Origin of the sequence: Marinobacter subterrani, assembly GCF_001045555.1 — a bacterium.
GTDB classification, from domain to species: domain Bacteria; phylum Pseudomonadota; class Gammaproteobacteria; order Pseudomonadales; family Oleiphilaceae; genus Marinobacter; species Marinobacter subterrani.
This window is the reverse complement of record NZ_LFBU01000002.1, coordinates 592,376-616,242: the sequence shown is the minus strand read 5'-3', so window position 1 is coordinate 616,242 and position 23,867 is coordinate 592,376. Positions and strand designations below refer to the sequence as shown.

General features: G+C 62.0%; 19 protein-coding genes. 6 read left to right on the top strand and 13 right to left on the bottom strand.

Translation table 11 applies throughout. The features are described from left to right. Positions 1-61: 61 nt before the first annotated feature. The 3 genes from msub_RS18715 to msub_RS18705 all read right to left on the bottom strand — a co-directional run bounded on the left by msub_RS18715 (position 62) and on the right by msub_RS18705 (position 2,504). Positions 62-523, bottom strand: coding sequence for an acyl-CoA thioesterase (locus tag msub_RS18715; RefSeq protein WP_048497642.1), 462 nt, complete (start codon positions 521-523; stop codon positions 62-64). Continuing rightward, positions 523-1,608 carry an SMP-30/gluconolactonase/LRE family protein gene (locus msub_RS18710; protein WP_048497641.1) on the bottom strand — a complete coding sequence of 362 codons (1,086 nt, stop codon included), beginning with the start codon at positions 1,606-1,608 and terminating at the stop codon, positions 523-525. Before msub_RS18710 ends, msub_RS18715 begins: the two co-directional genes overlap by 1 nt. 101 nt (positions 1,609-1,709) lie before the next feature. Next, positions 1,710-2,504, bottom strand: a complete 795-nt coding sequence (locus tag msub_RS18705) for an alpha/beta fold hydrolase (protein ID WP_048497640.1) — start codon at positions 2,502-2,504, stop codon at positions 1,710-1,712. A gap of 397 nt (positions 2,505-2,901) precedes the next feature. Between msub_RS18705 and msub_RS18700 the strand changes: the two genes are divergently transcribed. The 3 genes from msub_RS18700 to msub_RS18690 all read left to right on the top strand — a co-directional run bounded on the left by msub_RS18700 (position 2,902) and on the right by msub_RS18690 (position 6,174). Further along, complete coding sequence (locus msub_RS18700) at positions 2,902-3,984, top strand: AraC family transcriptional regulator (RefSeq protein WP_048498028.1); 1,083 nt, start codon at positions 2,902-2,904, stop codon at positions 3,982-3,984. Next, the gene (gene cls, locus msub_RS18695) at positions 3,984-5,414 is read left to right on the top strand and encodes a cardiolipin synthase (protein WP_048498027.1); all 1,431 of its coding nucleotides are present in this window, start codon (positions 3,984-3,986) and stop codon (positions 5,412-5,414) included. The genes msub_RS18700 and cls overlap by 1 nt, the downstream gene beginning before the upstream one ends. Before the next feature lie 82 nt (positions 5,415-5,496). Then, entirely contained in the window at positions 5,497-6,174 is a 678-nt protein-coding gene (locus msub_RS18690) for a GntR family transcriptional regulator (RefSeq protein WP_048497639.1), read from the top strand. Positions 6,175-6,180: 6 nt separating this feature from the next. Here msub_RS18690 and msub_RS18685 read toward each other — a convergent pair whose 3' ends face one another. Continuing rightward, a complete protein-coding gene (locus msub_RS18685) occupies positions 6,181-8,262 on the bottom strand; it encodes a patatin-like phospholipase family protein (protein WP_406564713.1) in 2,082 nt (693 codons plus the stop codon). Positions 8,263-8,404: 142 nt separating this feature from the next. Further along, a complete protein-coding gene (locus msub_RS18680) occupies positions 8,405-9,016 on the bottom strand; it encodes a hypothetical protein (protein WP_048497637.1) in 612 nt (203 codons plus the stop codon). Between the two features lie 215 nt (positions 9,017-9,231). Here msub_RS18680 and msub_RS18675 point away from each other — a divergent pair, with 215 nt between their 5' ends. Continuing rightward, positions 9,232-9,597: a hypothetical protein gene (locus msub_RS18675; RefSeq protein WP_156182837.1), complete on the top strand. Its 366-nt coding sequence runs from the start codon at positions 9,232-9,234 to the stop codon at positions 9,595-9,597. 17 nt (positions 9,598-9,614) lie between these two features. Here the strand turns inward: msub_RS18675 and msub_RS18670 are convergent, their stop codons facing one another. Further along, positions 9,615-12,413 (bottom strand): ATP-binding protein, encoded by a 2,799-nt coding sequence (locus msub_RS18670; RefSeq protein ID WP_048497636.1) that lies wholly within the window; start codon positions 12,411-12,413, stop codon positions 9,615-9,617. Between the two features lie 96 nt (positions 12,414-12,509). On the opposite strand from msub_RS18670, the gene msub_RS18665 reads away from it, so the two are divergent. After that, entirely contained in the window at positions 12,510-12,743 is a 234-nt protein-coding gene (locus tag msub_RS18665) for a DUF2789 family protein (protein ID WP_048497635.1), read from the top strand. On the opposite strand, the gene msub_RS18660 is transcribed toward msub_RS18665, so the two are convergent. The 7 genes from msub_RS18660 to msub_RS18635 form a co-directional block, all read right to left on the bottom strand. Beyond that, a complete protein-coding gene (locus msub_RS18660; protein WP_048497634.1) occupies positions 12,740-14,215 on the bottom strand; it encodes a GGDEF domain-containing protein in 1,476 nt (491 codons plus the stop codon). The genes msub_RS18665 and msub_RS18660 overlap by 4 nt on opposite strands. Positions 14,216-14,274: 59 nt before the next feature. Beyond that, positions 14,275-15,216, bottom strand: a complete 942-nt coding sequence (gene xerC / locus msub_RS18655) for a tyrosine recombinase XerC (RefSeq protein WP_048498025.1) — start codon at positions 15,214-15,216, stop codon at positions 14,275-14,277. Positions 15,217-15,244: 28 nt separating this feature from the next. Next, positions 15,245-15,991 carry a DUF484 family protein gene (locus msub_RS18650; protein ID WP_048497633.1) on the bottom strand — a complete coding sequence of 249 codons (747 nt, stop codon included), beginning with the start codon at positions 15,989-15,991 and terminating at the stop codon, positions 15,245-15,247. Between the two features lie 16 nt (positions 15,992-16,007). Beyond that, on the bottom strand, positions 16,008-16,925 hold the full coding sequence (gene dapF, locus msub_RS18645) for a diaminopimelate epimerase (protein ID WP_048497632.1): 918 nt from the start codon (positions 16,923-16,925) through the stop codon (positions 16,008-16,010). A 14-nt stretch (positions 16,926-16,939) separates the two neighbouring features. Further along, positions 16,940-18,190, bottom strand: coding sequence for a diaminopimelate decarboxylase (gene lysA, locus msub_RS18640; protein WP_048497631.1), 1,251 nt, complete (start codon positions 18,188-18,190; stop codon positions 16,940-16,942). Between the two features lie 41 nt (positions 18,191-18,231). Then, positions 18,232-18,378 (bottom strand): LPS translocon maturation chaperone LptM, encoded by a 147-nt coding sequence (gene lptM, locus msub_RS21370; RefSeq protein ID WP_082146588.1) that lies wholly within the window; start codon positions 18,376-18,378, stop codon positions 18,232-18,234. 62 nt (positions 18,379-18,440) lie between these two features. Beyond that, positions 18,441-21,299 carry a class I adenylate cyclase gene (locus msub_RS18635; protein WP_048497630.1) on the bottom strand — a complete coding sequence of 953 codons (2,859 nt, stop codon included), beginning with the start codon at positions 21,297-21,299 and terminating at the stop codon, positions 18,441-18,443. A 109-nt stretch (positions 21,300-21,408) separates the two neighbouring features. On the opposite strand from msub_RS18635, the gene msub_RS18630 reads away from it, so the two are divergent. After that, positions 21,409-23,853, top strand: a complete 2,445-nt coding sequence (locus msub_RS18630; protein ID WP_048497629.1) for an EAL domain-containing protein — start codon at positions 21,409-21,411, stop codon at positions 23,851-23,853. Positions 23,854-23,867 lie beyond the last annotated feature (14 nt).

The following is a 23,867-nucleotide window of genomic DNA, read 5'->3' as shown; positions in this document are numbered from 1 at the left end:
TTAAACGGGACTGGATTTGATTCAGACTAGCAGAAGTTAAGCACAAAAGGGTTCAGGAAACCTACAGTCCCCTGCCACCCGGAACCACCGCGCCGCCGAGAATCGCGGCAAACTCCTTCGGTGCCCTCGACGGTCGCTGGGTTTTCAGATCAACACAGGCGTGGGTGGAGACTGCCCGGACCAGGGTTTTGCCATCGGCGGGCCGCACCAACTGGAACTGCCGGGCAGATCGGAACCGGCCATCGTAACCGGTCAGCCAGGTACCCAGCACCAGATGATCGCCGGCATTGGCCGAGGCCAGGTAATCGATTTCCGTGCGGGTGATCGCCATGGCCTTGCCGGTCGTTTCATGCAGGGCCCAGGTCATGCCCAGGCTCTCAATGTGCTGCCAACTGACATCTTCGAGCCAGCGCACATACACCACATTGTTGGCGTGGCCCAGGCGGTCGGTGTCCGCCTCGCGTACGGCAATCTCCATGGTGAACGGGCCCGGCAGGTCCCAGGCGATGTCAGTACAGGACATTATTTGTTGTCTCCGAGGCCAGGAATGGCCTCAAACGGTAACCGGCCAATCCGGTCGTTGTGAAGTGAACCAAAGTACAGGTAATCCCCATGGGGATTCACCGAGGTAATCTCCTGCAGATGGGTACCCCGGGTATCATGGAGACTGGTAATGACCTTGCCGTTCCGGTCAAACGCAATGACCAGGCCGTATTCCTGGGGGGCCGGCTTCAGGCTGTCCGGCAGTTTGGCCACCAGATCCTTGAGCCAGGGGTTGCGGTGCAGGGTGTCGATCTGGGGATTGCGCAGCGTCGGAAAAGCCACCCAGTATCGGCCTTTCGAATCTACCGCCAGGTTGTCGGGAAACCCCGGCAGGTTGTCGGCAAATACTTCCGTCTGCCCGGCCTTCGGGCCGCGGATCCAGTAACGCAGGATGCGGTATTTCCAGGTTTCGTTGACCAAAACATAGTCGCCATCCGGCGACACCGCGACACCATTGGCGAAATACAGATTGCCCAGCAGCACCTCGGGCTTGCCGGTCTTCCGGGAATATCGAAGCAGACGACCGTGGGGCCGCATCTCCAGCAGATCCAGCCGATAGTCCGGCTGGTTGAAGCGGGAACTGGCATCGCTGAAATAGATACGGCCGTCATCGGCAATATCAACATCATCGGTGAACCCGAAGGGCGTACCCTCCGCCTCCCTCGCCAGTACCGTGATCTCTGCTTCGGGGCTGATCGACAGCAGGCCTTTCCAGGCATCCGCCACAATCAGGTTGCCCTGCTGATCAAACACCATCCCCAGGGGCCGGCCGCCGGTGGATACCCAGTTTTCCACCCGGCCATCGGGGAACACCCGCACGATATAACCGTCCTGGGTGCCGGTGTACAGCACGCCATCCGGACCAATGGTGGTGTCTTCAGGGCCGTAGACCTGTCCCCGGGCCAGCAGATCCGCCAGGCGCAAACGCTCATTCGGCGCCAGCAGCCCGGTCAGCGGGGGCGGAGCGGGTGGATTCCAGGCCTTGCTGTCGATGGGTGACGGGGTCAGCAGGAAACTGCCCAGCAGCAGGAAAACAACCAGCAAACCCACCATCAGCCACTTCATACACTCTGCCCGCCTGTTGTTATGTCGATTCCATCCAGAGACTGCCTAACCTTAGCAGACAGGCCGGCGAGCATGAAATTGCCGCCTTCCCGGGCCAGCACCTATTCAGCGCTGAGGAAACGGCGGCACAACGCGGCGAAGGTATCGGCCTTTTCGGCGTGCAGCCAGTGGCCGGTGTCCTGGATAATTCGCAACTGGGCCCGGGGAAACAGCCGCTGGATCTCGTCCCGGTGTTTTTCCTGGATGTAGGCCGAATCCGCACCCTTCAGGAACAGCACCGGGCCGGTGAACGGGGTTTCTCCCTCTGGCGCGCGGGCGAGCTTCCCGTAGCAGGCATCAATCACCGGCAGGTTCAGGCGCCAGCGAAACATTGGCCCGCCCTCTTCCTGCTGCTCCCGGGGAATACGCTCAAGATTTTTCAACAGGAATTGCCGCACGCCGGGCGTGTCAACAAATTCGGCCATCAGCTTGTCAGCGTCCTGGCGGGAGCGCACACCGGTCAGGTGAATGCCAGTGAGGCCCTCCAGAATGGCATCATGGTGAGGTCTGTAACTGACCGGAGCAATATCGGCCACGATCAGTTTATCCACCCGCTCCGGCGCCTTGAGAGCGACCTGCATCGCCACCTTGCCGCCCATGGAATGGCCCAGCAGGCTGGCTTTTTCGAGACCCTGTGCATCCATGTAGGTAATCACATCGTCCGCCATCGACGGATAATCCATGGCCTCGGTATGAGGTGAACTGCCGTGATTACGCTCGTCCAGTGCATGAATCTGCCATTGATCCTCCAGCCGCCGGGCAATCCCGCCAAGATTGTCCAGCGACCCGAACAGACCGTGAAGAAGTATCAGGGGCGGGCCTTCGCCGGTAATTCGATGATTCAGAGCAACAGTCATGGGCAGTCAGTCTCCGGATTGGTCTGGGTGTTTAAAGCGGATACATTACCACTGCCAGTTGCGCGAGCAAGCGCCCGGGCCCGAAGTCATTTTCTGAAGACGAAAAAAAGCCGGGCCAGGCCCGGCATCAAGGTCATAGACGTTACGCCTGAAAATCAGCAGTAAAAGATGCTGTTCAGGTACTCGGCGAGCTCAATCACGTTTTTGCGTTCCAGCTCGGTATGGGGTACGAAGATTTCCTGTGCCATAAAACACCTCCTGATTGCCTTTCCATTGCTTCAACCTGATACCTTGATGCTATCGTTAGGGGTGGGCCTAACCGTTGACAGGCGGTTGCAGGCACTTGACATTTTGTATCAGCAATCATGACGGGTTGTTAACCATCAGGCCGGAGAATGTGACCTCAACTCAGCCAGACACCACCGGTGCACCGCGGGTCGCGGCGTCCAGTACGCTTGCGCTGGTGCACTACCTTGAGCGCCAGGGCGTGCTGAACCCGCCCCGCGTCGAACGGCTCACCGGCCTGTCCATGTCGGAACTCCGTGATCCCGACCGGCGGGTGCCGGCTGACGCCCATTATCGGCTCTGGGAGCACGCCGAGCAGGTAACCGGCGACCCCGGCGTGGGGCTCCATGCCGGCCAGGTGGTGGATCCGGAGCGCATGGGGCTGGTCGGGCATGTGTTTTTCAATTGCGACACCCTGGGCGAGGCCGTTACCCAGTACGTGCGCCTGCACCGGCTGATCAATGAATCGGTGTTCCTGAGCTTTGAACAGACTACCGACCAGGCCATTCTGTGCTGGCAGCCGGACGCGGCCGAGCATTACTGCCGCCAGGACATGGACCGAACCCTGGCCGCCGCCCTCACCCGGACCCGGCACTTCATCCATCCCGGCATCCGGGCCGACTGGGCGGAAATTGCCCACCCGGCCCCGGCCTATGCCGATGAATACGAGAAGCTCCTGGGTGGCCCGGTACATTTCAACTGCGGCACAACCCGCCTGGCCTTCAACAGCCGGCACCTGGGGCACCCGATCCCCCGGCGCAATCCCTACGTCTATTCCGCAGTGCTGAAGCAGGTCAACTCCCTGCTGGCGAGGCTGCAGACCCGACGCTCCTTTGGCCGCAGGATCCGCCGGCTGATTTCAAAGCAGATGGCGACCGAGAAAATCGATGCCGACACCCTGGCACGCCAGTGCCACATGAGCCGCCAGACCCTGTACCGCAAGCTCAAGAAAGAGGGGCTCAGCTTCCATGGTCTGGTTGAACAGGTGCGCCAGGACAAGGCGCTTCGCTACGTGGCCGGCGACCACTATGCCCTGGGCGAGATTGCCTTTCTGCTGGGGTTCTCTGAACTCAGCGCCTTCAGCCGCGCCTTCAAACGCTGGACCGGTAGCTCGCCGGCCGAGTATCGGGCCAGGCACCTGGCCATGCAGGCCGCAGATACCCAGACGCCGGTTTCCGGCAGCGGGAGCCGATGATGGAAGACCTCTCACTGATTGCCTTTGTGGTCGTCCTGATCTATCTGGGCGCATTGGCCTGTATCTACCGCATTCTTCTCACCTACCGTACCACCCAGGGCGCTATCGCCTGGATTATTGGCCTGCTCGGGCTGCCCTACCTTGCGGTTCCCATGTTTATCCTGTTCGGGCGCTACCGGTTCGGTGGCTACGTCAAGGCGCGCCGGCTGGGCGACGAATCGCTGACCAGCCTGCTGAACCGGTTTGAGCAGCAGACCACCTCCATTCCGCCACCCGCCACTGACCGGTTCAGCGACGAGCTTCAGGTTTTGTGCCGGCTGGGGCGCCAACCGTTCACCGATGGCAACCGGTGCACCCTGCTGCGGGACGGCGAAGCGACCTTTGAGGCGCTGTTTGAAGCCATGGAGGACGCCACCCGCTATATTCTCCTGGAGTTTTACATCGTGCGCTCCGACCGGGTCGGGCGGCAGATCAAATCCATTCTCGAACGCAAGCTGGCCCAGGGGGTCGAAGTCTGGTTTCTGTACGATGATATCGGCAGCGTCGGGCTGCCACGTAAGTACCTCAAGCAGCTCGCAGCCGCCGGCGCCCGTGTGGCCTCGTTTGGCGACGGGAATATTCGCCGGCGCCGGTTCCAGATCAATTTCCGGAACCACCGTAAACTGCTGGTCTGCGACGGCAAGATCGGTTTTGTCGGTGGCATCAACCTGGGCGATGAGTATCTGGGAACCGCCATGGATCAGGAACCCTGGCGTGACACCCACTGCCGGATCGAAGGACCGGCGGTGACGGGCCTGCAACTGGCCTGGCTGGAGGACTGGAACTGGGCCAGCAGCCAGTTCCCGAACCTGGATTGGGCACCCTCGGACAATCTGCCGGGTGATGACGAGGTGCTGATGCTGCCCACCGGTCCGGCTGACACCTGGGAAACCTGCACGCTGTTCTTTCTGAACTGCATCAACAATGCCCGCAACCGGCTGTGGATTGCCTCGCCCTATTTCGTGCCGGATTTCCAGATCATGAACGCCCTGCAGCTGGCCGCATTGCGGGGTGTCGATGTCCGGGTGCTGATCCCGGAAAAATCAGACAGCCGCCTGATCGGCATTGCAGCCTACTCCTACCTGGTTCAGGCCTGCAAGACGGGCATCGGGATCTATCGTTATCAGCCGGGCTTCATGCACCAGAAGGTGATTCTGGTGGATGACCGGTACGCGGCACTCGGAACCGCCAATATGGATAACCGCTCCATGCGGCTGAATTTCGAGATTACCGCCGTCACCACGGCGCCGCATTTTGTCCACAGCGTCGAAGCCATGCTGGAGGAGGACCTTGAAAGCTCGCGCCTGATGACCGAAAGCGACTACCAGGACCGTTCCATCCTGTTCCGGCTCGGCTGCCGGGCGGTACGATTACTGGCACCGTTGCTCTAGTGTCCCGGCCACTGGCTCCGGAATGGCCAATGTGCGACCATGCCAACACGAATCAGCGAGCATGCAGTAGCGACAGACCATCATGAATGCGTTCAAACCCCGGGAAACTCTGACCGAGCAGGTCGCCCGCCACATCGAGAATCTTATCGCCTTTGGTCAGCTCCGGTCCGGAGAACGGATCTACGAGGGCGCCATGGCCAAACAGATGGACGTCAGCCACGGGTCTATCCGGGAAGGCCTGTTATTGCTGGAAAAACGGCATCTGGTGCGCAATGTTCCCCGCAAGGGCGCGTTTGTCACGCCGCTGGACGACTATTTCGTGCGCAGCCTCTACGAAACCCTGGAACTCTACCTCACCCACACGGGCCGCAAGCTGGTGCGCCACTGGCAACCGGAGGACATGATCCGGCTGGAATCCCTGTACGACCAGATGAAAGCCTGCTTTGAAAAGAACGACCTGATGACCTTCCTGGAGCTGGGCATCGAGTACACCAAGGCGTCGTTGGCCTACGCCGACAACTATTTCATTGTCTCAGCCGTTGACGACCTCTGGCCCTCTGCGAAGCGCTGCGCCTTCGTCGCTTTCCAGCGCGGAGGCAACCAGGTGCTCGAAGACAATCTTGCCCACATGCAGGAATCGATCAGCGCCATCAGGGATCGGGACGAAGACCGTCTGGCGGCTATCCTGCACCGCTTCGCGCTGCAGCAGTGTCATCAGGTTCTGGCCGCGATAGAAGATACCGCGGGCAAAACGGCGTGAGGGTTTTCAGTAGAACAACTGGGTGAACGAAAAGCCGATATTGAGGTAGGCAGTCCAGTTATCCTCGTTGTTATAGGCCGCCGCAACTTGCACCGGCCCCAGGAAGGTATCCACGCCGGCAAACACGCTTGAGGACTTCACCGCGCTGTCCCAGCTCGCCGAATGCAGCGACGACCAGGCGTTGCCGGCTTCAAAACCGATACCCACAAACCAGGGCAAAAGCGGCCCGCCGAAGGTCTGGCTGGCGTAGACAGACGCCATCAGGGCGTCGGCGCCGGTGATTTCACCCGGAGCATAGGCCGACAGCCGACGGAAACCACCCAGTCGAACCGCATTTTCAATGCCGGGGACGCCCCGGGTGACCGCATGGGCATAGACCAACCCGGTCAGGGTCAGCCCCCTCCAGCTCTCGGTGCCCAGAGCCATGCCGGTTACCGAATCAAACCGCCGGTCGGACCCCAGGCCATCCCGTTCCATACGCATCCGGAGGCCGGCGAAGCCACCGGCGCTCGGGAAAAACGTGTCATTCAGTGAGTCATGGACCAATTGCAGGGCAAGGCCGCCCTGATGCACCGAATCCTCCGGGGCCACCGGCTGGCCGATCTGTTCATCGACCGTCGCATACCCCCGGGAATAGGTCAGGCGGACCTCGGCATTGCCACCGATCTCCATACCGACAGCAAGGTCCGCCTTGCGGAAGGCCACATCCACCTCGGCAATTCGGCGGCCCCCGCTGTCAAACAGGCTCAGGGTATCCCGGGAGTATTCACCACCGAGCACCAGGAAACGCTCATAACCATAATCCAGCGGCTGGTACCACTGGCTTCGAACCCAGGGTTCCGTGCCCAGCTGGAGGCCGGTCTGCCACTCGCCACCCAGGGCATTCAGCTCGGTTATACGCAGTGAGGAGGCAAGATTGAAACGGGTTTCGCCATCGAAATTGTCTTCGTAGTTGAGGCCGAAGGACAGGTAGTTCGGCCCCCAGCTCTTTTCCTGGACCCGGATCGTCAGAATCGTGCCTTCCGGGGAAGACGCCGTGGAATAGGAGACAATCTCGTAGTAGCCGAGCCCGTAGATGCGTTTGAGATCCGCCTCCAGCTCATCCCGGTTCAGCCTCTCACCGGGCTTCTGGCGGATCCGCTCCCGGAGAAAGTCACTGGCCAGTCGCCGGCCGCCCTCGATCTCGATCCGGGCCACCGGCTCCTGGGTTGCCTCCGGCGCGCGGTGGCGCACCTGCCACTGGAGCCAGTCAGCCTGCGACACCGAGAGTGGGTGGAGTTCGACGGCATGCTTCCGGGCGGCGCTGGCGCCCAGTTCAAACAGGATCGGGGCATCGTAGAAGTCAGCGGAGGTGTAGCCCTCCAGGTCGGGACGGATCAGCACATCCTGCCCGGACAGCAGTGCCAGCTGCTGTTCGGAGTTGCGCCGGGTCATGATGGTGGTGAGCTGGCCAACCACGGAGAACGCCTCCCGCAGCTCATCGGTTTGCATCAGACTGTCGGTAATATCGACCGCAATAATGATATCGGCCCCCATATCGCGGGCAACACTGATCGGCAGGTTATTGGCGACCCCACCATCGACCAGCAACCGGCCGTGCCTTTCAACCGGGGCGTAGACGCCAGGTATGCTCATGCTGGCACGTATGGCTTCGGCAAGATTGCCCTCACCGATCACCACCTGTTCGCCAGTTTCAAGATCCGTGGCGACCGCACGAAAAGGAATCGGCAGGCGATCGAAGTCCTCAACCAGCGCCGCATTACGAGTCAGCTCATTGAGGATGAACCCCAGGTTCTGGCCGGCGACAAGACCGCCACCCACATGCAGGCCATCGGCCCGGACCCCGATACCCGGCACCACTGGAAATCGCCAGTCATCCCGCTTTCGACGCACCGGTTTGTAGGACCGGCCGGGGTTATCCTGGAAGCTGGCCAGCCAGTCCAGGCGAAGAAAGCGCCGCTCGATCTCGGGGATGGGCATGCCACTGGCGTAGAGCGCACCAACGGCGGAACCGGCACTGGTGCCGACGATCAGGTCAACGGGAATGCGCATTTCTTCCAGAACCCGGAGCACCCCGACATGCGCCATGCCCTTGGCACCACCACCACTGAGAACCAGGCCGACAACGGGGCGGTCTTCCGCCAGCACCTTGGGTGCGAGTAACAGCAGGGCCGCGGCCAGTAACCAGGAAACCCGCCTCCTGCCGATATTCCGCACAGTCACAGCCGCATCATGTCCTGTCCGAAGAGTCTTCGTCGGCCAGCGACAGATGGGATACATCGGGCACCACCGGCGGAGGCAGGTCGCGCTCAACACCAAGATCACTGCCGGCAGGCGCCAGGCTCCATTCATCCAGGTGCTGAAACATAGGTGGTTGCACGTCCTCATGCTCGGCCAGGGTGACGCCAACCGGGTCAAGGCTCAGCGCGGTACCGGCAAGAATGTCGTCCACCTTTTCGCCAGCCACCGGCAGACGGTCGCCAGGCTCTGTTTTCGGAACCGCACCCCGGTTCCCTGCGTCAGGAGCGGGTTCGGCCGGCACGGCAGCCGGCTGACTGGCCTGGCCCGCAGGCGCCGCGGGTCTCGGTTGCTGGTCCGCGCCGGCAGCAGGCCGGGCATCGGCCATGGGCTGAACGTAAGCCACCATGCCATGCTTTTTCAACACAGCCCGGTACTTTTCAGCCTGGACCTCCTCCAGCTTGTTACGAATAACCACCGGCTGGCCGCTGAACATACGGTCGACCTGTTCGAGCGAAGCCTTGAACAGGGTTCGGGCATTGTTGCGCGCCGCTTCCGGATCCGTTCCGGGAACACATTCCCCTTTAAAGACAAGCTGAAACATGCGTTTTCCTCTTAACGTCCGTCGTTCCCACATCATAGTTGATCGCGCAGCGCTCCGGGAGTCCGCAACGCACGCTGCCATTGTGTGCAGACTGCAAACAATTGAAAAATGACTGTCAAATATCACGCAAAATGCGACAGACTCTGCGATAATCAACCGTAACTAAAGTTTACAATTGGTTACATATTAACCGGACCACCAGGGAGCGGCCGCCAATGACCAGACATCATGCACTCCGAATCGCTGCCGCAGCGCTTCTGTTTTCGGCGCCTTTTGCCCAGGCTGAAAACCTGGACATTCTGCTGAGCCAGGTGTTTCCGAAAGACCACGCAACCTACATCGGTTACGAAAGCGTCGAGCGTCAGGACATTCCCGCCAGTGCCCCGGTTGACCGCAAATACCTCATTGTGGACTTCCGCCTGACTTCCAGCCAGGTGGCATCGGAACAGCTTCAGGCCAGTGTCCACAAGGTCTGCATGACCCTGCTGAAAGACCGCGAGCTGATCCGGCAGCTTTCGGATTCCGGCTATGACATGGTATCCGTTGCCTTTGACCGCCGCTCACAGTTCGACTGCCTGTAAACATTTCACCGGGCCGGTCAGTCCTCGCGGCCCAGAAGTTTCGGGAAAGCCTCCAGGGTGCTGTTGACCGCGTCCAGGTTGAACGCCTCCACGTCGGCAAGCAGCTTTTCACCATACTGGGTCACGGAGCGGGATCGGAATCGCTGGCCCCAGGCCAGTACACGGCGGGCGAAGTCTTTCATCTGTTCAGGGTCCCCGCTTTCCCTTACCGTTTCCCACTCATCGCCAAAATCCGAAGCCAGCTGTTCCCGCAGCCAGCCACGTTCCTGGATGCTCAGGGTCTGGGCAAGCAGCCGATCCGACTCCTTGGGTGCACCTTCGTCTTCGGCATGCTCCACGGTCGCCTCTACCCTCGGAAGGGTCACCGTAAACGTCGAGCCCTGACCTGACTCACTTTCAACGTCCAGCTCGCCGCCCATCATCCGCGCCAGCTTTCGGCTGATGGCAAGGCCCAGGCCGGTCCCGCCATAACGACGGGTGTTCTGCCCCTCCTGCTGCTCAAAGGCGTCAAAAATCCGATCCAGCTGATCCTGCGCGATACCGATACCGCTATCCTTGACGGTCACCACCAGTTTGTAGAACTGACGGGCCGGCGTCCCGGAGCCCGGGCTGGCCTCTCCCCGGGGTTTCAGGGGCTTCGCGGTGGCACGCACCGTAACGCCACCCTCGTGGGTGAACTTTATAGCATTGCCGACCAGATTGAACAGAACCTGCCGCAAGCGGGTTTCATCGAGCATCATGGCCCCGGGCATCCCGGAATCAACGCTGACTTCCAGGGTGATGCCCTGCTCCCGGGCCCGCAGATCAAAAATGTGCCGGACATCACCCAGCAGGCGCCGAACCGAGACCGGGGAGTAGTCAAGCCGCATTTTTCCCGCCTCGATGCGGGACAGGTCCAGAATATCGTTGATCAGCATCAGCAGGCTGCGGCTGCCGGCCCGGATGGCGTCCAGGTAATTACGCTGCTGGGGGTCGGTGACGCTGTTGCTGAGCAGGTCGCTGTAGCCGATGACCGCGTTCATCGGGGTTCGGATCTCGTGGGACATGTTGGCCAGAAACTCGCTTTTTGCCAGGCTGGCTGTCTCCGCCTCCCGGGCCAGGCGTTCGGCCTCGAGCTTGGCAGCCCTCAGTTCATCCTCGCTGCGGCGCAGGGCGTTCTCCGAGCGGATGCGCTCATCAACCTCCCGGGACAGTTTGCGATTCCAGTACAGGAAAATCAGCACCACCAGGACGGCGATCAGTACCACCCGCCGCACCACCGTGTAATCGGCTTCCTGCTCAATATCGAGATGGATCCAGCGGTTGTAGATCGACTCCGTTTCACTGGCTTCAAGGTTCCCCAGAGCCTTGTTCAGCACCCGCTGCAATTCCGGATTATCCTTCCGCACCGCCAGCCTGAGATCGTACTGGTAGGGCGTGATGCTGGTAATCCTCAGGTTCGACAAACCCAGCCGGGCAACGGTGTAGCTGACCGCCGGAATGTGGGTCACCATCACATCCAGGTCGCCGTTGGAGAGCGCCAGCAGCCCCTCCTCGACAGTGGCCACCGGGTAAAGGTCCAGGTTCGGATGATGGATCAGCAGGTAATCGTGGGCGGCGTGCCGGTTGACCACGCCAACCCGTTCATCGCGAAGCTCCCGGAGATCGCCGATAAACCGCCCGTCATCGCGGATCGCGAGAGCTATGGGTACGGTCAGGTAGGCACGGGTGAACAGGAAGTCGTCTTCGGTGCGCGGCGTCCGGGACAGCCCGGGCAGTATGTCGACCTTACCGGACTGGAGCTGCTCCTCGGCAACCATCCGGCTTGCAACCAGGGTTCTGTTGAACTGGACGTTCAACTCCTCTTCCAGGCGGGTCACCAGATCCGGAACCAGGCCGGTGGGACGGCCATCCTGGGCGTACTCAAATGGCGGCCAGTCCGATCGGAACGCCACCGTAAGATCCGGATGATGCTTGAGCCAGCCAACATCGGTGGTGGACAGTTCGATACCGGTTTTCTCGATCAAGGGCTGTCCCGCCTGCAGCCAGGACTGCCGGATGACCCGGTGCTCGTTATGGCTGATGGACGCCACCGCCTTGTTCAGCACCTGGAACAGGCGATCCTTGCCGGTATCGACCCGCAAGACAACCTCAACCGGTGTGTCACTGAGCAGGTCCGACAGACCTATGCCATTCACCATCGCCGACTGCAGGTAATCCGAAACCACGGGTACCGGTGCCAGAAACGCATCGGCCTTGCCCGAAAGCACATGCCCAACCGCCTCGCTGACGCTGGCGGCAGGAACCGGCGTAAACTCCTCGACCGGATCCAGCATGGGGTATTGGTTGGGATCACCGGCGATAATGGCAACCCGGCTTCCCTCCAGGTCAGCGAGGGTGCGGATGGCGGCATCACCGGCGCTGACAAACAGGCCATAGGTCAGCGACATCAGTGGATCGGTAAATCGTTTGCCGGGCACCACCGGCATGCCCGGCATCCGCGTCGTCAGAATGGCATCACTGGCCGCCTCGGCCGGCACCTCGCTACCTTCTTCCCCCGCAGGCAGGGGCACCGGCTCGATAACGACATCCAGCTTCTCCGACAACCGGGCCAGGTAATCAATGTAGATCCCCGCCAGCACACCCTCGCCAGTGTCGAACACCAGGGGCACCTGATTGGTGTAAAGTCCGATGCGAAAGCGCTCCTGGTCCGCAAGCCAGGCCAGTTCCTGCTGGCCAAGCACCGGCGCCGGTGACGCCTGCGGCGGTTCCGCCCGCACAGGGGATTGAAACAGCGCCAACAGGCAGCACAGTAAAAAGGGAAGGCAGGCCTTCACTGGATATCCTCGGGGGTTCCGCTACATTTCAGGGAACAATACCTGCAAACGCCTGCGATTTCATTCAGCCCAACGGCCAAACGGAAAGGAATGTTAATGGACACCAGCAAACACAACCTCAGCACACTGTTCGACCAACTTGGTCTGGCCTCCGGCGCCAGCGACATCGAGGATTTTGTCACCAGGCACTCGCCCCTGCCGCGCGAGGTCGCAATCCAGGATGCCCCGCTCTGGTCTGAGAGCCAGTCGCATTTTCTGGAGGAAGGTCTGGAAGATGACAGTGACTGGGCCGAGCTCATCGATGAACTGGATGCCCTGATGCGGCATTAGGAGCTCGCTTCCTCACTGATGACAACCCGGTCGCGGCCCGCGCCCTTGGCCTGATACAGGGCGCGATCCGCCCGGTCAAAAACCGACTCCTCATTATCACCCGGAACAAAACCCGCCAGCCCCGCTGAAAACGTAACCACCACCGGCTCGCCCCGGAAATGAAACGGCAGTTTCCCGACATGTTCCCGCAGCTTGTCAACCACGGTTCGGGCATCAACCGGTGCAGTTTCCGGAAACAGCATCACAAACTCCTCACCCCCGAAGCGGGCGACGAAGTCGGTGGTGCGCAAGCCTTCCCTGAATTCCCTGGCCACCAGCTGCAACACCCGGTCTCCGGCCTTGTGGCCGTATGAGTCATTGACGCGCTTGAACAGGTCAATATCGAGCACCCCGACCGTAAGCGGGTGACCGTAGCGCTGCCAGCGGTTGTATTCGAACGCCAGCCGTTCCTGCCAGGCCTCCCGGTTGGGCAACTCGGTGAGCAGGTCGGTCATTGCCCGCAGGCGTTCCTTGCGAACCTGCTCCTGCATCTGCTCCGAGTGAGCCTCCATGGCCGCCACTTTTTCCTGCATCGCACCGAGCTGCTCGGACAGCACCCGCTCACGCTCTGACTCCTGGGTGCGGAAGCGGCCCACCGCCTGACCGATGGAGGCCAGATGCCGGCTGACCGAATTTTTCAGGTCCTGGAGGTTATCGCTGGCCTGCAAATGCAGCCCGACGCGCTCAATTTCATCACGGATCTCGCGATCAAGATTTTCAGAGGCATTCAGACGTCCGGACTGGGCCGACGACTGCGCCGAGAAATGCCCCCGCAGCAGTTCCAGGCGCTCATCCAGCCGCTTGAGAAACGCCTCGAATTCCCGCTTGCTGCGGGTAACGGCGGCAATCACCAGTTCCGCCACGTGGTTCAGCCCTTCCCGCAGCTCATTCCAGTCATTGCTTGCCAGCAGGGATTGCTGAAGGGCCCTGGCCCTGGCCTCGGTGGCGGGTTCCAGGGAGACCTGCGCGAGCATCTGGCCCAGGAGCTGACCCACCCGGCGGGCAATGCGCAGCCGCTGGGCATTGTCTTCAATGTCTTGGGCATTGCCCGGCTTGTTAGCGGCTTCTGAGGGCGGGACAGGCTCTGGCTGCGGCCCTGGCCCGTTGACCGGCTCCGGATCCCGCCGTTTGCGCGAGAACAACGACCGTTTCTTCTCGGCCGAGGCCTGGTGTTCGTCCAGCAGGGCGACCTGGCGGTCGATCTGGTCCTGCAGCTCCTTCCAGGCCTCCACATCCACTCTGTTTTTCCGGAGGTCCTTGCGAAGGCGGGCCAACAACCGGTCAAGCTCAGGCGCCTGGCCCTCGGATGCCAGGCTGGTGCGCACCAACATGCGTTCCAGGGAGTTTCGCTCGACCTTCCACTGCTGTTCCCGGTTCTCTGCAGATTCGAGTTCCTGAAGGTATTTTTCCTTCCAGGACTGATCCGATGCCATGGAGCGCTCCCGTTTACCCTTGCTGTCCGGTGAGTGACTGAAAAAGACCCGCGCGCTGGTCACTGGCCTGAGGTGTTTTCATCATTGGTCTTGCCATGATACGAATCTCTGCGTGCTCTGGGATGACTCTGATCATAAACCCGGGCCAAATGTTGAAAATCAAGGTGAGTATAGACCTGGGTCGTGGCGATATCGGCGTGGCCGAGTAATTCCTGAACCGCCCGGAGATCACCACTGGATTCCAGCATGTGGCTGGCAAAGGAGTGCCGCAGGAGATGGGGGTGGAGCTTCTGGTCGGCGCCCCGGGTGATTCCCCAGCGGCTCAGGCGGGCCTGAATACTGCGATGGCTGAGTCGCTCGCCCCGCTGGCTGACAAACAGGGCCTTCTCACCGTCATTGGCCAGCCCGGCCCGCTGGGGCAGCCAGGCCCGGATTGATGCCACCGCCTTTCGGCCAACCGGCAGCAGCCGCTGCTTAGCGCCCTTGCCCACGACCCTGACCTCGCCACTGCGCAGGTCGACGGTATCCACATCCAGGCTGGCCAGCTCCGCCAGCCGCAGGCCGGAGGAGTACATCAGTTCAAACATGCACAGATCACGGACTTCGAGCGGGTCTTCCGGGGGGCTGTCCAGCAGATAGCTCAGCTGATCGACGTCGGCCACCCGGGGCAGACGCCGGCCAGTTTTCGGGGCGCGGATATCGAGCGCGGGGTTATCGGTTGCCAGCCGCTCCCTGAGCAGGAACTGGTAAAACCGGCGCGTCGCGGACAGGTGCCGGGCAATGCTCCGGCCCGACAGGCCGGCCCGGCTGAGGGTGGCCACATAGCGGCGCAGGTCATGGTTGGTTACCCGTTGCCAGGCCAGTTGCCCACTGCCGGCCAGCCAGCCCGCAAGGCGAAGCAGATCCCGCTGATAGCTGTCGCAGGTTCTGGGGGAATGGCGTTTCTCCGACGCCAGGTGACGGATAAAATCGGTTACCGGCCGGCCCAGCTCATCGGGCACATCCGACACCGCCGGAGTTCCGGACACCTCAGCGCGACTCCGCCGCCATATCGGTAACCGGGGCGGCCAGGGTGTGGCGCAGGATCATCGGTGGCAGCAGCCGGCTCAGGGTGTCGCTGATGTAGCTGAGGAACAGCGAGCCCATGCTCTGGTCAAAATAGCCTGGCTGGCAGCTGCCAACGGCGAACAGGCCCACCAGCTCGCCATGGCGCAAAGGCACCAGCGCGACGGAGGCAATGGCCTCTTCCCGACCCGGGAACAGAAGCTCCCGCTCGCTCTCCCGGAACTGGCCACAGACCGCGCGTTCGCCTTCAAGCAGGCTGCCAAGCCGTTCCCGGGCAGCGGACGGACTCACCACATGCAGAGCACCCTGGGACGCCCCCGGGAGTTCGGAGTCGGTAAACAGCAGCACCGAGGCGGCATCAAGACCGAAATCGCCACGGATGCTGTCATCAATCGCCGAGGCCATGTCATTGAGCGTCCGGGCTTCAATCACTTGCATTAACAGGCGCTTGCTCTTTTCAAACAGCCGATCGTTGTGGCGAGCAATGGACACCAGTTCCACCAGCTCCCGGCGCAGGGTATCCCGTTGCTCACGAAACAGGTGAACCTGACGTTCGACCAGGGAAATGGCCCGGCCGCTGTCATGAGGCAGGGTCAGGCTGCGCAGCAATTCGTCCTGGCCGACAAAGAAATCGGGGTTGGCGCGCAGGTACTCCGCTACCTCTTCCGGGGTCAGGGCTCCGGCCTTCTGGTGGGCCGCTTGTTCTGTCATGGTGCACTCCTGGCTGTCAGGGTCGTTGTTTGTGGGGGCGGGCGCTGCCCCTCCGGCGGCGACTGCCAGAGTCACCCGGTAGCCGTAACTGCCCTTCAAATACGCTGGTCGCAGGCCCTTCCATCATAACAGGGGTACCTTCACCCTGCCATTCAATGACCAGCTTGCCGCCCCGCAGCTCCACTTCCACGCGATGATCCAGCAGGCCACGCAAACAGCCGACGACAACCGCAGCACAGGCGCCGCTGCCACAGGCCAGGGTTTCGCCGGAGCCGCGCTCAAATACCCGAAGGCGGGCATGGCTGCGATCCAGTATCTGCAGGAAACCGATGTTGGCCCGGGCCGGGAAGCGGGGATGCCGCTCCAGCCTCGGCCCCAGGGTTTCCACCGGTGCCGAGTCAACATCGTCCACCAGCAACACACCGTGGGGATTGCCCATGGACACCGCACTGAGTTCCACCGTCTGGCCATCCACATCCACGGTGTAGACATCCTTGCGGCGGTCAGCGGCAAACGGAATGGCCGGCGGGTTCAGCTCGGGCACCCCCATGTTGACCATGACCATGCCATCCCGGCCCACGCGTAATTCGATCACACCCTTGGCGGTCTGAACCCGGATCACCTTCTTATTGGTCAGGCGCTGGTCGCGCACAAACCGGGCGAAACAACGGGCGCCATTGCCGCACTGCTCCACCTCCGAGCCATCCGCGTTAAAAATGCGGTAGCGAAAATCCACATCCGGCAGGCCTGGTGGTTCCACCACCAGCAACTGATCAAAGCCGATGCCGAAATTCCGGTTGGCCAGCTCCCGGATCATCTCCGGGCGCAGGCGGAACGGCTGGCTGATGGCATCCACCACCATGAAATCATTACCCAGCCCATGCATCTTGGTGAACCGGAGTGTGGGGCCCTGGGTGCGGCGCTGCTGGTTCATCTCCTCACTCCCGCTCATGCCGGAAGGCAGCTCTCGGGCGCGAGCTGGTCTTCGAGGGTTTCGCGGCGACGCACCACATGCACCTGGTCGCCATCGACCATCAGTTCGGGCGGCCGGTTCCGGGTGTTGTAATTGGAGCTCATCACAAAACCATAGGCGCCGGCGGAGCGAACAGCCAGCAAGTCGCCGGCCTGCAGGCTAAGCGGGCGGTCCTTGCCCAGGAAATCGCCGGTTTCACAGACCGGGCCGACCAGATCCCAGGCTTTTTCCTCGCCATCCTGGTGCGGCTTGACCGGGATAATGGCCTGCCAGGCGCTGTATAGCGCCGGGCGAATCAGGTCGTTCATGGCGGCGTCAATGATGGCAAAGTTCCGGTGCGCTGTGCACTTGAGGAATTCCACCCGGGTCACCAGGATCCCGGCATTGGCGGCTATCGAGCGGCCGGGCTCGAGAATCAGTTCCAGCTTGCGGTCGCCCAGGCGCTCGGCCAGCGCCCGGACATAATCCGACGGCTGAGGCGGCTGTTCCTGGTTGTAGGTAACGCCGAGCCCACCCCCCATGTCCAAATGACGGATATGAACCCCCCGGCCTGCCAGGGTGTCGATCAGGGCCAGCACCCGGTCCAGGGCATCCAGAAACGGCGAGACGCTGGTCAGTTGGGAGCCGATGTGGCAATCCACGCCCTTGATCTCCAGGTTCGGCAGGCTCGCGGCCCGGGCATAAACCTCCGGTGCTTCGGCAATATCAATCCCGAACTTGTTCTCTTTCAGGCCCGTGGAGATGTAGGGGTGAGTACCGGCATCGACATCCGGATTCACCCGCAGGGAAACCGGCGCCCTGACGCCCAGCTCACCGGCCACGGCATTCAGCCGGTCCAGCTCGGTATCGGATTCAACATTGAAACAGCGCACGCCCAGCTCCAGGGCCCGCTTCATTTCCCATTCCTGCTTGCCCACCCCGGAGAACACCACCTTTGCCGGATCGCCGCCGGCCCGCAGCACCCGCTCCAGCTCGCCGGCCGACACGATATCGAAACCGGCACCAAGCCGGGCCAGGACATTCAGCACCGCCAGGTTGCTGTTGGCTTTTACCGCGTAACACACGAGATGCGGGTGGTCGCGCAGGGCATCGTCGTAGGCGCGATAATGGCGCTCGAGGGTAGCACGGGAATAAACGTAGGCTGGTGTCCCGAACCGCTCGGCAATGGTCGAGACAGGCACATCCTCGGCGTAGAGCTCGCCGTTGCGATAGTTGAAATGATCCATGAGTTTCCTGATTCGTTTATCGGAGCGACAAGGCCGGGGTGTTACTCGCGTTTTTCATCATCCGGTGCCCCGTTCACAACCTTGGCCGAAATGTCCTGGCTGTCCCGGTACAGCGGCCCTTTCTGGCCGCATCCGCTCACTGTCAACGCCAGCATCAGCACCATGATTGGCAGAGTCCACACTCGCATACCTGCTACCCCTGAGTTCACTATGGCCGCAGTATACCTGAGACCCGCACCGTGCGGCGAGATCAGCGCCCGTTCGCAAGCTGCCGGTTGAGGGATTGCTCGAGCACCGACCGGTAATACAGGTACTGGCTGGTCTGGATATCCTGCTGATAGACCCGCGGGTCAATGTCGTGGGGCAGATGGAGGTCGGTCAGATACACCGGGTAGACCTCACCGCTCGGGCGCAGGGAGCGGATGTAGTGGGCCACTGCGGGGATAAGCTGGTCGCCGTATTCCTGCACGGTGAATTCCTGCTCGCCACAGAAAATGTCAAAGCGCAGCCGGCTGTCGCCTTCGTGAATGCCCACGGCCTGCACCTCAAGCCCGGGCAGCAACACCCCGGAGTCCGTTTCCGGCCGGTATTCGGCGCGCCAGGCGTCGTCCCGCCGGACAATCTCGTAGCATTGCACGCCGGCCACCACGCCCGGCGATTCCGTGTGCCGCAGCAACCGCCGTTCAATCAGATTATCGAGGAACCGCAGTACCGGCAGCAGCAAATGCCGGCGGCTGGTCACCGGCTGTTCCCAGCTGAATACCGAGCCGAGTTCATCAACCACCCAGAGCCGCGCCTGGTCGCCCAGAACCCGGTAGAACACCTGGATATTGTCCGGTTCACTGGCCTGACAGACCGCCCGCAGGGCCGGCTCGTCCTGCAGCGCATAACGGTCGAATACCACCGGCAGGTAGCGCTCCTGGGGCAGTGCGAGAAACTCCATCAGCGCATCCAGGCTCTCCAGCGCCACGAAGTGCGGCTCCAGGCCGTTGAATTGCAGCAGGAAGTAACGGCGATCCATTTCGATGACATAGCGCAGCGGGTGCGGCCCGGAACCACCGGCGAAGAATGGCCTGAGTACATCGGCAAACAGTTCCTGGACCCGGCGGGCAATGGCAGAGCCGTGGCCCCGGTTGTGGCAGTGCACCTGGATGCCGGGCAACTCGGACGGGTTGGCCGCCACCGAGGCCAGAACGTTTTTCAGGCACTGGATGAGCGTGTCGCCGGCGGCGTAATGCTGCAGGCTGACCTCATGCCAGCTGTTGAAGGTGATCTGGTCAATGCTGATCACCAGATTTTCCCGGCCGCCGCTGAAGCCGAGGGAATCGTGCCGGGCGCTCAGCTTGTGAAGCCCCTTGTCGGTCAGGTGCGCCTGTGGGTCCAGGCCGACATTCACCAGCAGCAGGTTTCTCAGGGGCCGGACGCCCCGGGACAGGCTTTCCCGGGGCGCGGCCCCGATCGGGAACGGCAGGAATCCACTCAGCGCATCGAGCATTTCCCGCAGCTCACTCACCGAGGCGATGGTGGTGCCGGCCCGGACATTCAGCCGGGTCGAGCGCGTCAGCAGACCATTGCAGTAACACCAGACCATCACCTCGGCCAGATTGCCGGAGCGGCGGATCACCGGCTGCCAGAAGGCGTCGGCGGGATCTTCCAGGTCGCGGTAAAGCAGCCAGCCGGCGCCGTCACTGCCCTGCTCTGACTGGTGATGGAAGGCAAGATTTTCCTCGGCCAGCGAGGGCGCCAGGCCCGGGTTGATCTGCTCAACCTTGCCCGCCTTGCGCTGGAACGCCGCGTACAGCTTGCGCCCCAGCAGATTGATATCACTGTCACTGATGGCCGCCCGCCGGCCATGCTCCCTCGCCATTTTCGAGAGCAGCCGATAACTGTGGGTGAGCTCGCTCACAATGATCCGGCGCAGAGTGATGACATCCTCAGCCCGCCAGCGCTGGCGCTGATCCAGCTCGGTCAGGGTAGTTTCCGGCCAGCCCCAGCGTTCCACCAGTTGTCGCAGCAGGCGCACCCGCCACTGCTCCGGAGACACCTCGGCTCGGGTCAATGGCAGGCCGGCCTTGAGATACAGGCTGCGGCGAACCAGATCGAGCCGCGACGCCAGCTCCGGCCCGCAGAGCCAGCTCTCCAGCCGGTCATAAAGCATGATATAGGGATCCAGCCGGTCGGCGTCGGTTTCACCCCGAAAGACAGCCTGCTTGAACTCGCTGGACAGCAATGCCTGACCGGTGGTCCGCGCATAACATTCGATCAGCAGCAGTTTGAGAATGGACTTCCAGGGGGTGTCGATGCCCTTGTAAAGCTGCCAGACCCCGGCACCAAGAAATTCCGCCTCCGGTATCGAAGGCACCGGGCCGAAATCAATGTACTCATCGGCCCGCACAAACCGGCAATCCACCAGCTTGCGCATGCACTCGTCATAGCTGGTCTCCAGCTTGGGCGGTATCAGCCACCACATCGGCCAGGCACCACCAAGGTGGATGCTGGTGCGGTAGAATTCGTCAAGCAGCAGAAAGTGCTGGGCGCTGCCACAGTTCTCGCCGGTGACCTCTGCCCGCTGGCGTCCGGCCCGCCAGTCCGCGGACGAGAACACAAAGACATGCAGCTCCACGCCAAAGGTTTCGGCCCAGCCGGCCAGCTTTTCGGCCTTGCGCTCGAGGCAGCGAACGCCGCGCTCGGGCAAATCATTGCGGTGGCAGAGCCAGACATCCAGATCACTGGCAACCGAATGCCCCAGGGTGCCCGGGCTTCCCATCAGGAACATGGCGTCCAGGTCGGGTTTGCGCTTGCCCTCATCTTTCAGGGAAAAGGTACGGGCCAGCCGACGGGCAGCATGGAGGGTAGCGTCTGATGGCCTGAAGTGACTCAGACCATACGGACAGTCGCTGTCCAGGTAGCCCGGCAATGCCGGGTGATTCAGGTGAAACGCCAGCGGAAGAATCTCCAGCACCAGCTTTTGCCGGTAGGCCAGCGCCGAGTGGGCACGCTCCCAGCGCTGCTGGTTGACCACGAGAAACCGGTCCCTCAGGCGGCGGAGCGTCTTGCGGTCTATACCCTCGTCAAAATCGAGGTCAATCGGGCCAGCGTGGGTGCTCAAGGCATCTCCGGGGAGAGGTTCTTTTCAGTGTCAGTATGAGTATGATGGTCGCATCGTGGCAAAACCGGCAAAAAAATAAAAGCAATAGAACACCCGAGGCTAACCTTCCGTGAAAGAGTTCATCATTCGCCGCTATCGCTCGGAGCATGTCCCGACCTCTGATCGCCAGACCGTCGTTCGCATCGACGATGAGGGCAAAGTGCTGTTCGCTGACCACCAGGCCGAAGCCATCCTCGGCTACGATGCCAGCGAACTGGAAGGCCAGCCCGTGCACCGGATTCTGGCTTCGCGCCAGGACGACCCCTTCGCTCCGGCCAACCGCCACCGGATCGAGCGGGGCCAGAATGTGCTGGTGACCTTCCGCCACAAGGAGGGCTTCTTCTATACCGGCAGCCTGAGCCTGCGCCTGGACATGCGCGACTCCGACAAGGCCGCAAGCGCCACCATCACACTTTGTGACAGTACCTCCCGGGATTCACGGCTGCTGCGCTCGGCCGAGAGCAACGCCGGTTTCGGAATCTGGGAACTCGACACCCGAAGTAACGAAATGACCTGGACCGAGGGCATGTTTCAGATCCTTGAGCTGAAGCCCGGCAGCGATATCACACCGGAGCAGGCGCTGTTTTACTGCCAGACCGGCCAGGCCAGGGTCCGGGCCATGTTCCGGCGCTGTATGCGGACCGGCGAAAGCTTTGCCCTTCAGCTCGATATTCTCACCTCGCGCCAGACCCCTCGCCGGGTGATCCTCAACTGTCGCGCGCTCAAGCAGAGCGGCCGGGTTCAGCGGCTTGGCGGCACCCTCGTGGACCGAACCGGGGAAATGCGCCTCGACCGGGCCCGCCAGAATGCGGAACAGATGCTGACGGCAACCACCCGGGCAACGCCGGATCTGGTGGTTGCGGTTGACTCGTCGTTCCACCTGCTCCATTTCAACGCCGCCTGGGCCAGCCAGTTTGCGCAGACTTTCGGTGTGAACCCCGGGCCTGGCGACAGCCTGAGCGAACTGCTCCGGGAATTCCCCAATGAACGCAGGCTGATGGAACGGCTCTGGCGACGGGCGTTCGAGCGGGACAGTTTCGTGGTTGAAATGGCCATGGCGCAGCAGGCCCGGGAGCTGCCGGTGCATGAATTTCACTACCAGCGCCTGACCAACGAACAGGGCGAAGTGACCGGTGCCGTGCACGTGGCACGGCGCATTGAGCCGAGGCTCAACCATGCCTCAAACGGCGACTACCGGATCCGCCACGATCCGGTAACCGGGCTGATGAACCGCAAGGAATTTATCGCCCGGCTGCACCGCACCCTGGAACAGAAAAGCCACCGCGAGTCTTGTGACAGCCTGCTGTACCTCGATCTTGATGGTTTTGAGCGTTTCAATGATGTGGCCGGCAGCGGCACCGGCGACCGATATCTGCGGGCGCTGGCCGGCAACCTGGGGGTACGGGTCCGACAGCGGGACGCGCTGGCCCGCCTGGCCGGAGACACCTTCGCGCTGCTGATCGAGAACTGCCCGGACAGCCGGGCCAGGAAAATCGCCCAGGAGACCCTGGATCTGATCGGGGAATTCGTTTTCGAGTGGCAGGGGCAAACGCTGCAGACCACCGCCTCTGGCGGCCTGCTGGTTATGGACAGCGAGATTCCGGGCGACCCGGAACAGTTGCTCAGCCAGGCGGCAGACCTGTGCCACACCGCCAAGACTTCCGGGCGCAACCGCATCCATGCCGCCCGGGCACTCGCCGGTCACACTGACGATTCCACCGCCAGCAAACGGGTGGCGCAAATCCGCGAGGCGCTGGACAATCATCACCTGGTTCTCGAGTACCAGGCCATGAGACCTGTGGCCAGCCCGACCTGGGGCGACCACATAGAAATCCTCTGCCGGATTCCGGCCACGCCGGACGCCGACACGGTGCTCAAACCGGACGACTTTCTGCCCATTGCGGAGCGTTTTGACCTGGCCAAACGCCTGGACCGCCAGGTTATCCGGCAGACCCTGGACTGGCTCGGCCGCCAGCCGTTGCTGGAGCCTCGATTGAAGTACTGCGGGTTTAACCTGTCGCTGGCCAGCGTGCTGGATGACACCTTCGCGGACTTTATGGCGCAGGCCCTGAGGGAGTCGCCATTTGATCCGGACTGCTTCTGTCTGGAAATTCGCGAGGCCCATGCGACCCAGTACCCGGATGATGTCGCGGTGTTGTGCGATGCCCTGCACCGGGCAGGCTGCCGGGTCGCCCTCGACGGCGCCGGGGCCTCGGTGGAAAGCTACAGCCTGGCGGCAAAACTGCCGGTGGATATCATCAAGCTGGATCGGCGGCTGGTGCAGCACCTGGAGGATGACCCGGTGCAGCAGGTGATGCTCGAAGCCCTGCACCGGATTGCCGAAGCTGCCGGCAAGGTGACCGTGGCCACGTTTATCGAGAGCGACGATGCCCTGCGGAAAGTCCGGACCCTGGGCATTCATTACGGCCAGGGCTACCGGTTATTCCGGCCACAGCCGCTGGAACAGTTAACGCCGGCGGCGGTTGATCTGACCACGGGGCGGATCGGCGGCTAACCCCCGCCCCCGGG

Bases quoted from the DNA above. Each gene is read 5' to 3' on its own strand.
- msub_RS18715 (WP_048497642.1), bottom strand. From the start codon at position 523: ATGTCCTGTACTGACATCGCCTGGGACCTGCCGGGCCCGTTCACCATG.
- msub_RS18710 (WP_048497641.1), bottom strand. From the start codon at position 1,608: ATGAAGTGGCTGATGGTGGGTTTGCTGGTTGTTTTCCTGCTGCTGGGC.
- msub_RS18705 (WP_048497640.1), bottom strand. From the start codon at position 2,504: ATGACTGTTGCTCTGAATCATCGAATTACCGGCGAAGGCCCGCCCCTG.
- cls (WP_048498027.1), top strand. From the start codon at position 3,984: ATGGAAGACCTCTCACTGATTGCCTTTGTGGTCGTCCTGATCTATCTG.
- msub_RS18690 (WP_048497639.1), top strand. From the start codon at position 5,497: ATGAATGCGTTCAAACCCCGGGAAACTCTGACCGAGCAGGTCGCCCGC.
- msub_RS18685 (WP_406564713.1), bottom strand. From the start codon at position 8,262: ATGGCGCATGTCGGGGTGCTCCGGGTTCTGGAAGAAATGCGCATTCCC.
- msub_RS18680 (WP_048497637.1), bottom strand. From the start codon at position 9,016: ATGTTTCAGCTTGTCTTTAAAGGGGAATGTGTTCCCGGAACGGATCCG.
- msub_RS18675 (WP_156182837.1), top strand. From the start codon at position 9,232: ATGACCAGACATCATGCACTCCGAATCGCTGCCGCAGCGCTTCTGTTT.
- msub_RS18665 (WP_048497635.1), top strand. From the start codon at position 12,510: ATGGACACCAGCAAACACAACCTCAGCACACTGTTCGACCAACTTGGT.
- msub_RS18660 (WP_048497634.1), bottom strand. From the start codon at position 14,215: ATGGCATCGGATCAGTCCTGGAAGGAAAAATACCTTCAGGAACTCGAA.
- msub_RS18650 (WP_048497633.1), bottom strand. From the start codon at position 15,991: ATGACAGAACAAGCGGCCCACCAGAAGGCCGGAGCCCTGACCCCGGAA.
- dapF (WP_048497632.1), bottom strand. From the start codon at position 16,925: ATGAACCAGCAGCGCCGCACCCAGGGCCCCACACTCCGGTTCACCAAG.
- lysA (WP_048497631.1), bottom strand. From the start codon at position 18,190: ATGGATCATTTCAACTATCGCAACGGCGAGCTCTACGCCGAGGATGTG.
- lptM (WP_082146588.1), bottom strand. From the start codon at position 18,378: ATGCGAGTGTGGACTCTGCCAATCATGGTGCTGATGCTGGCGTTGACA.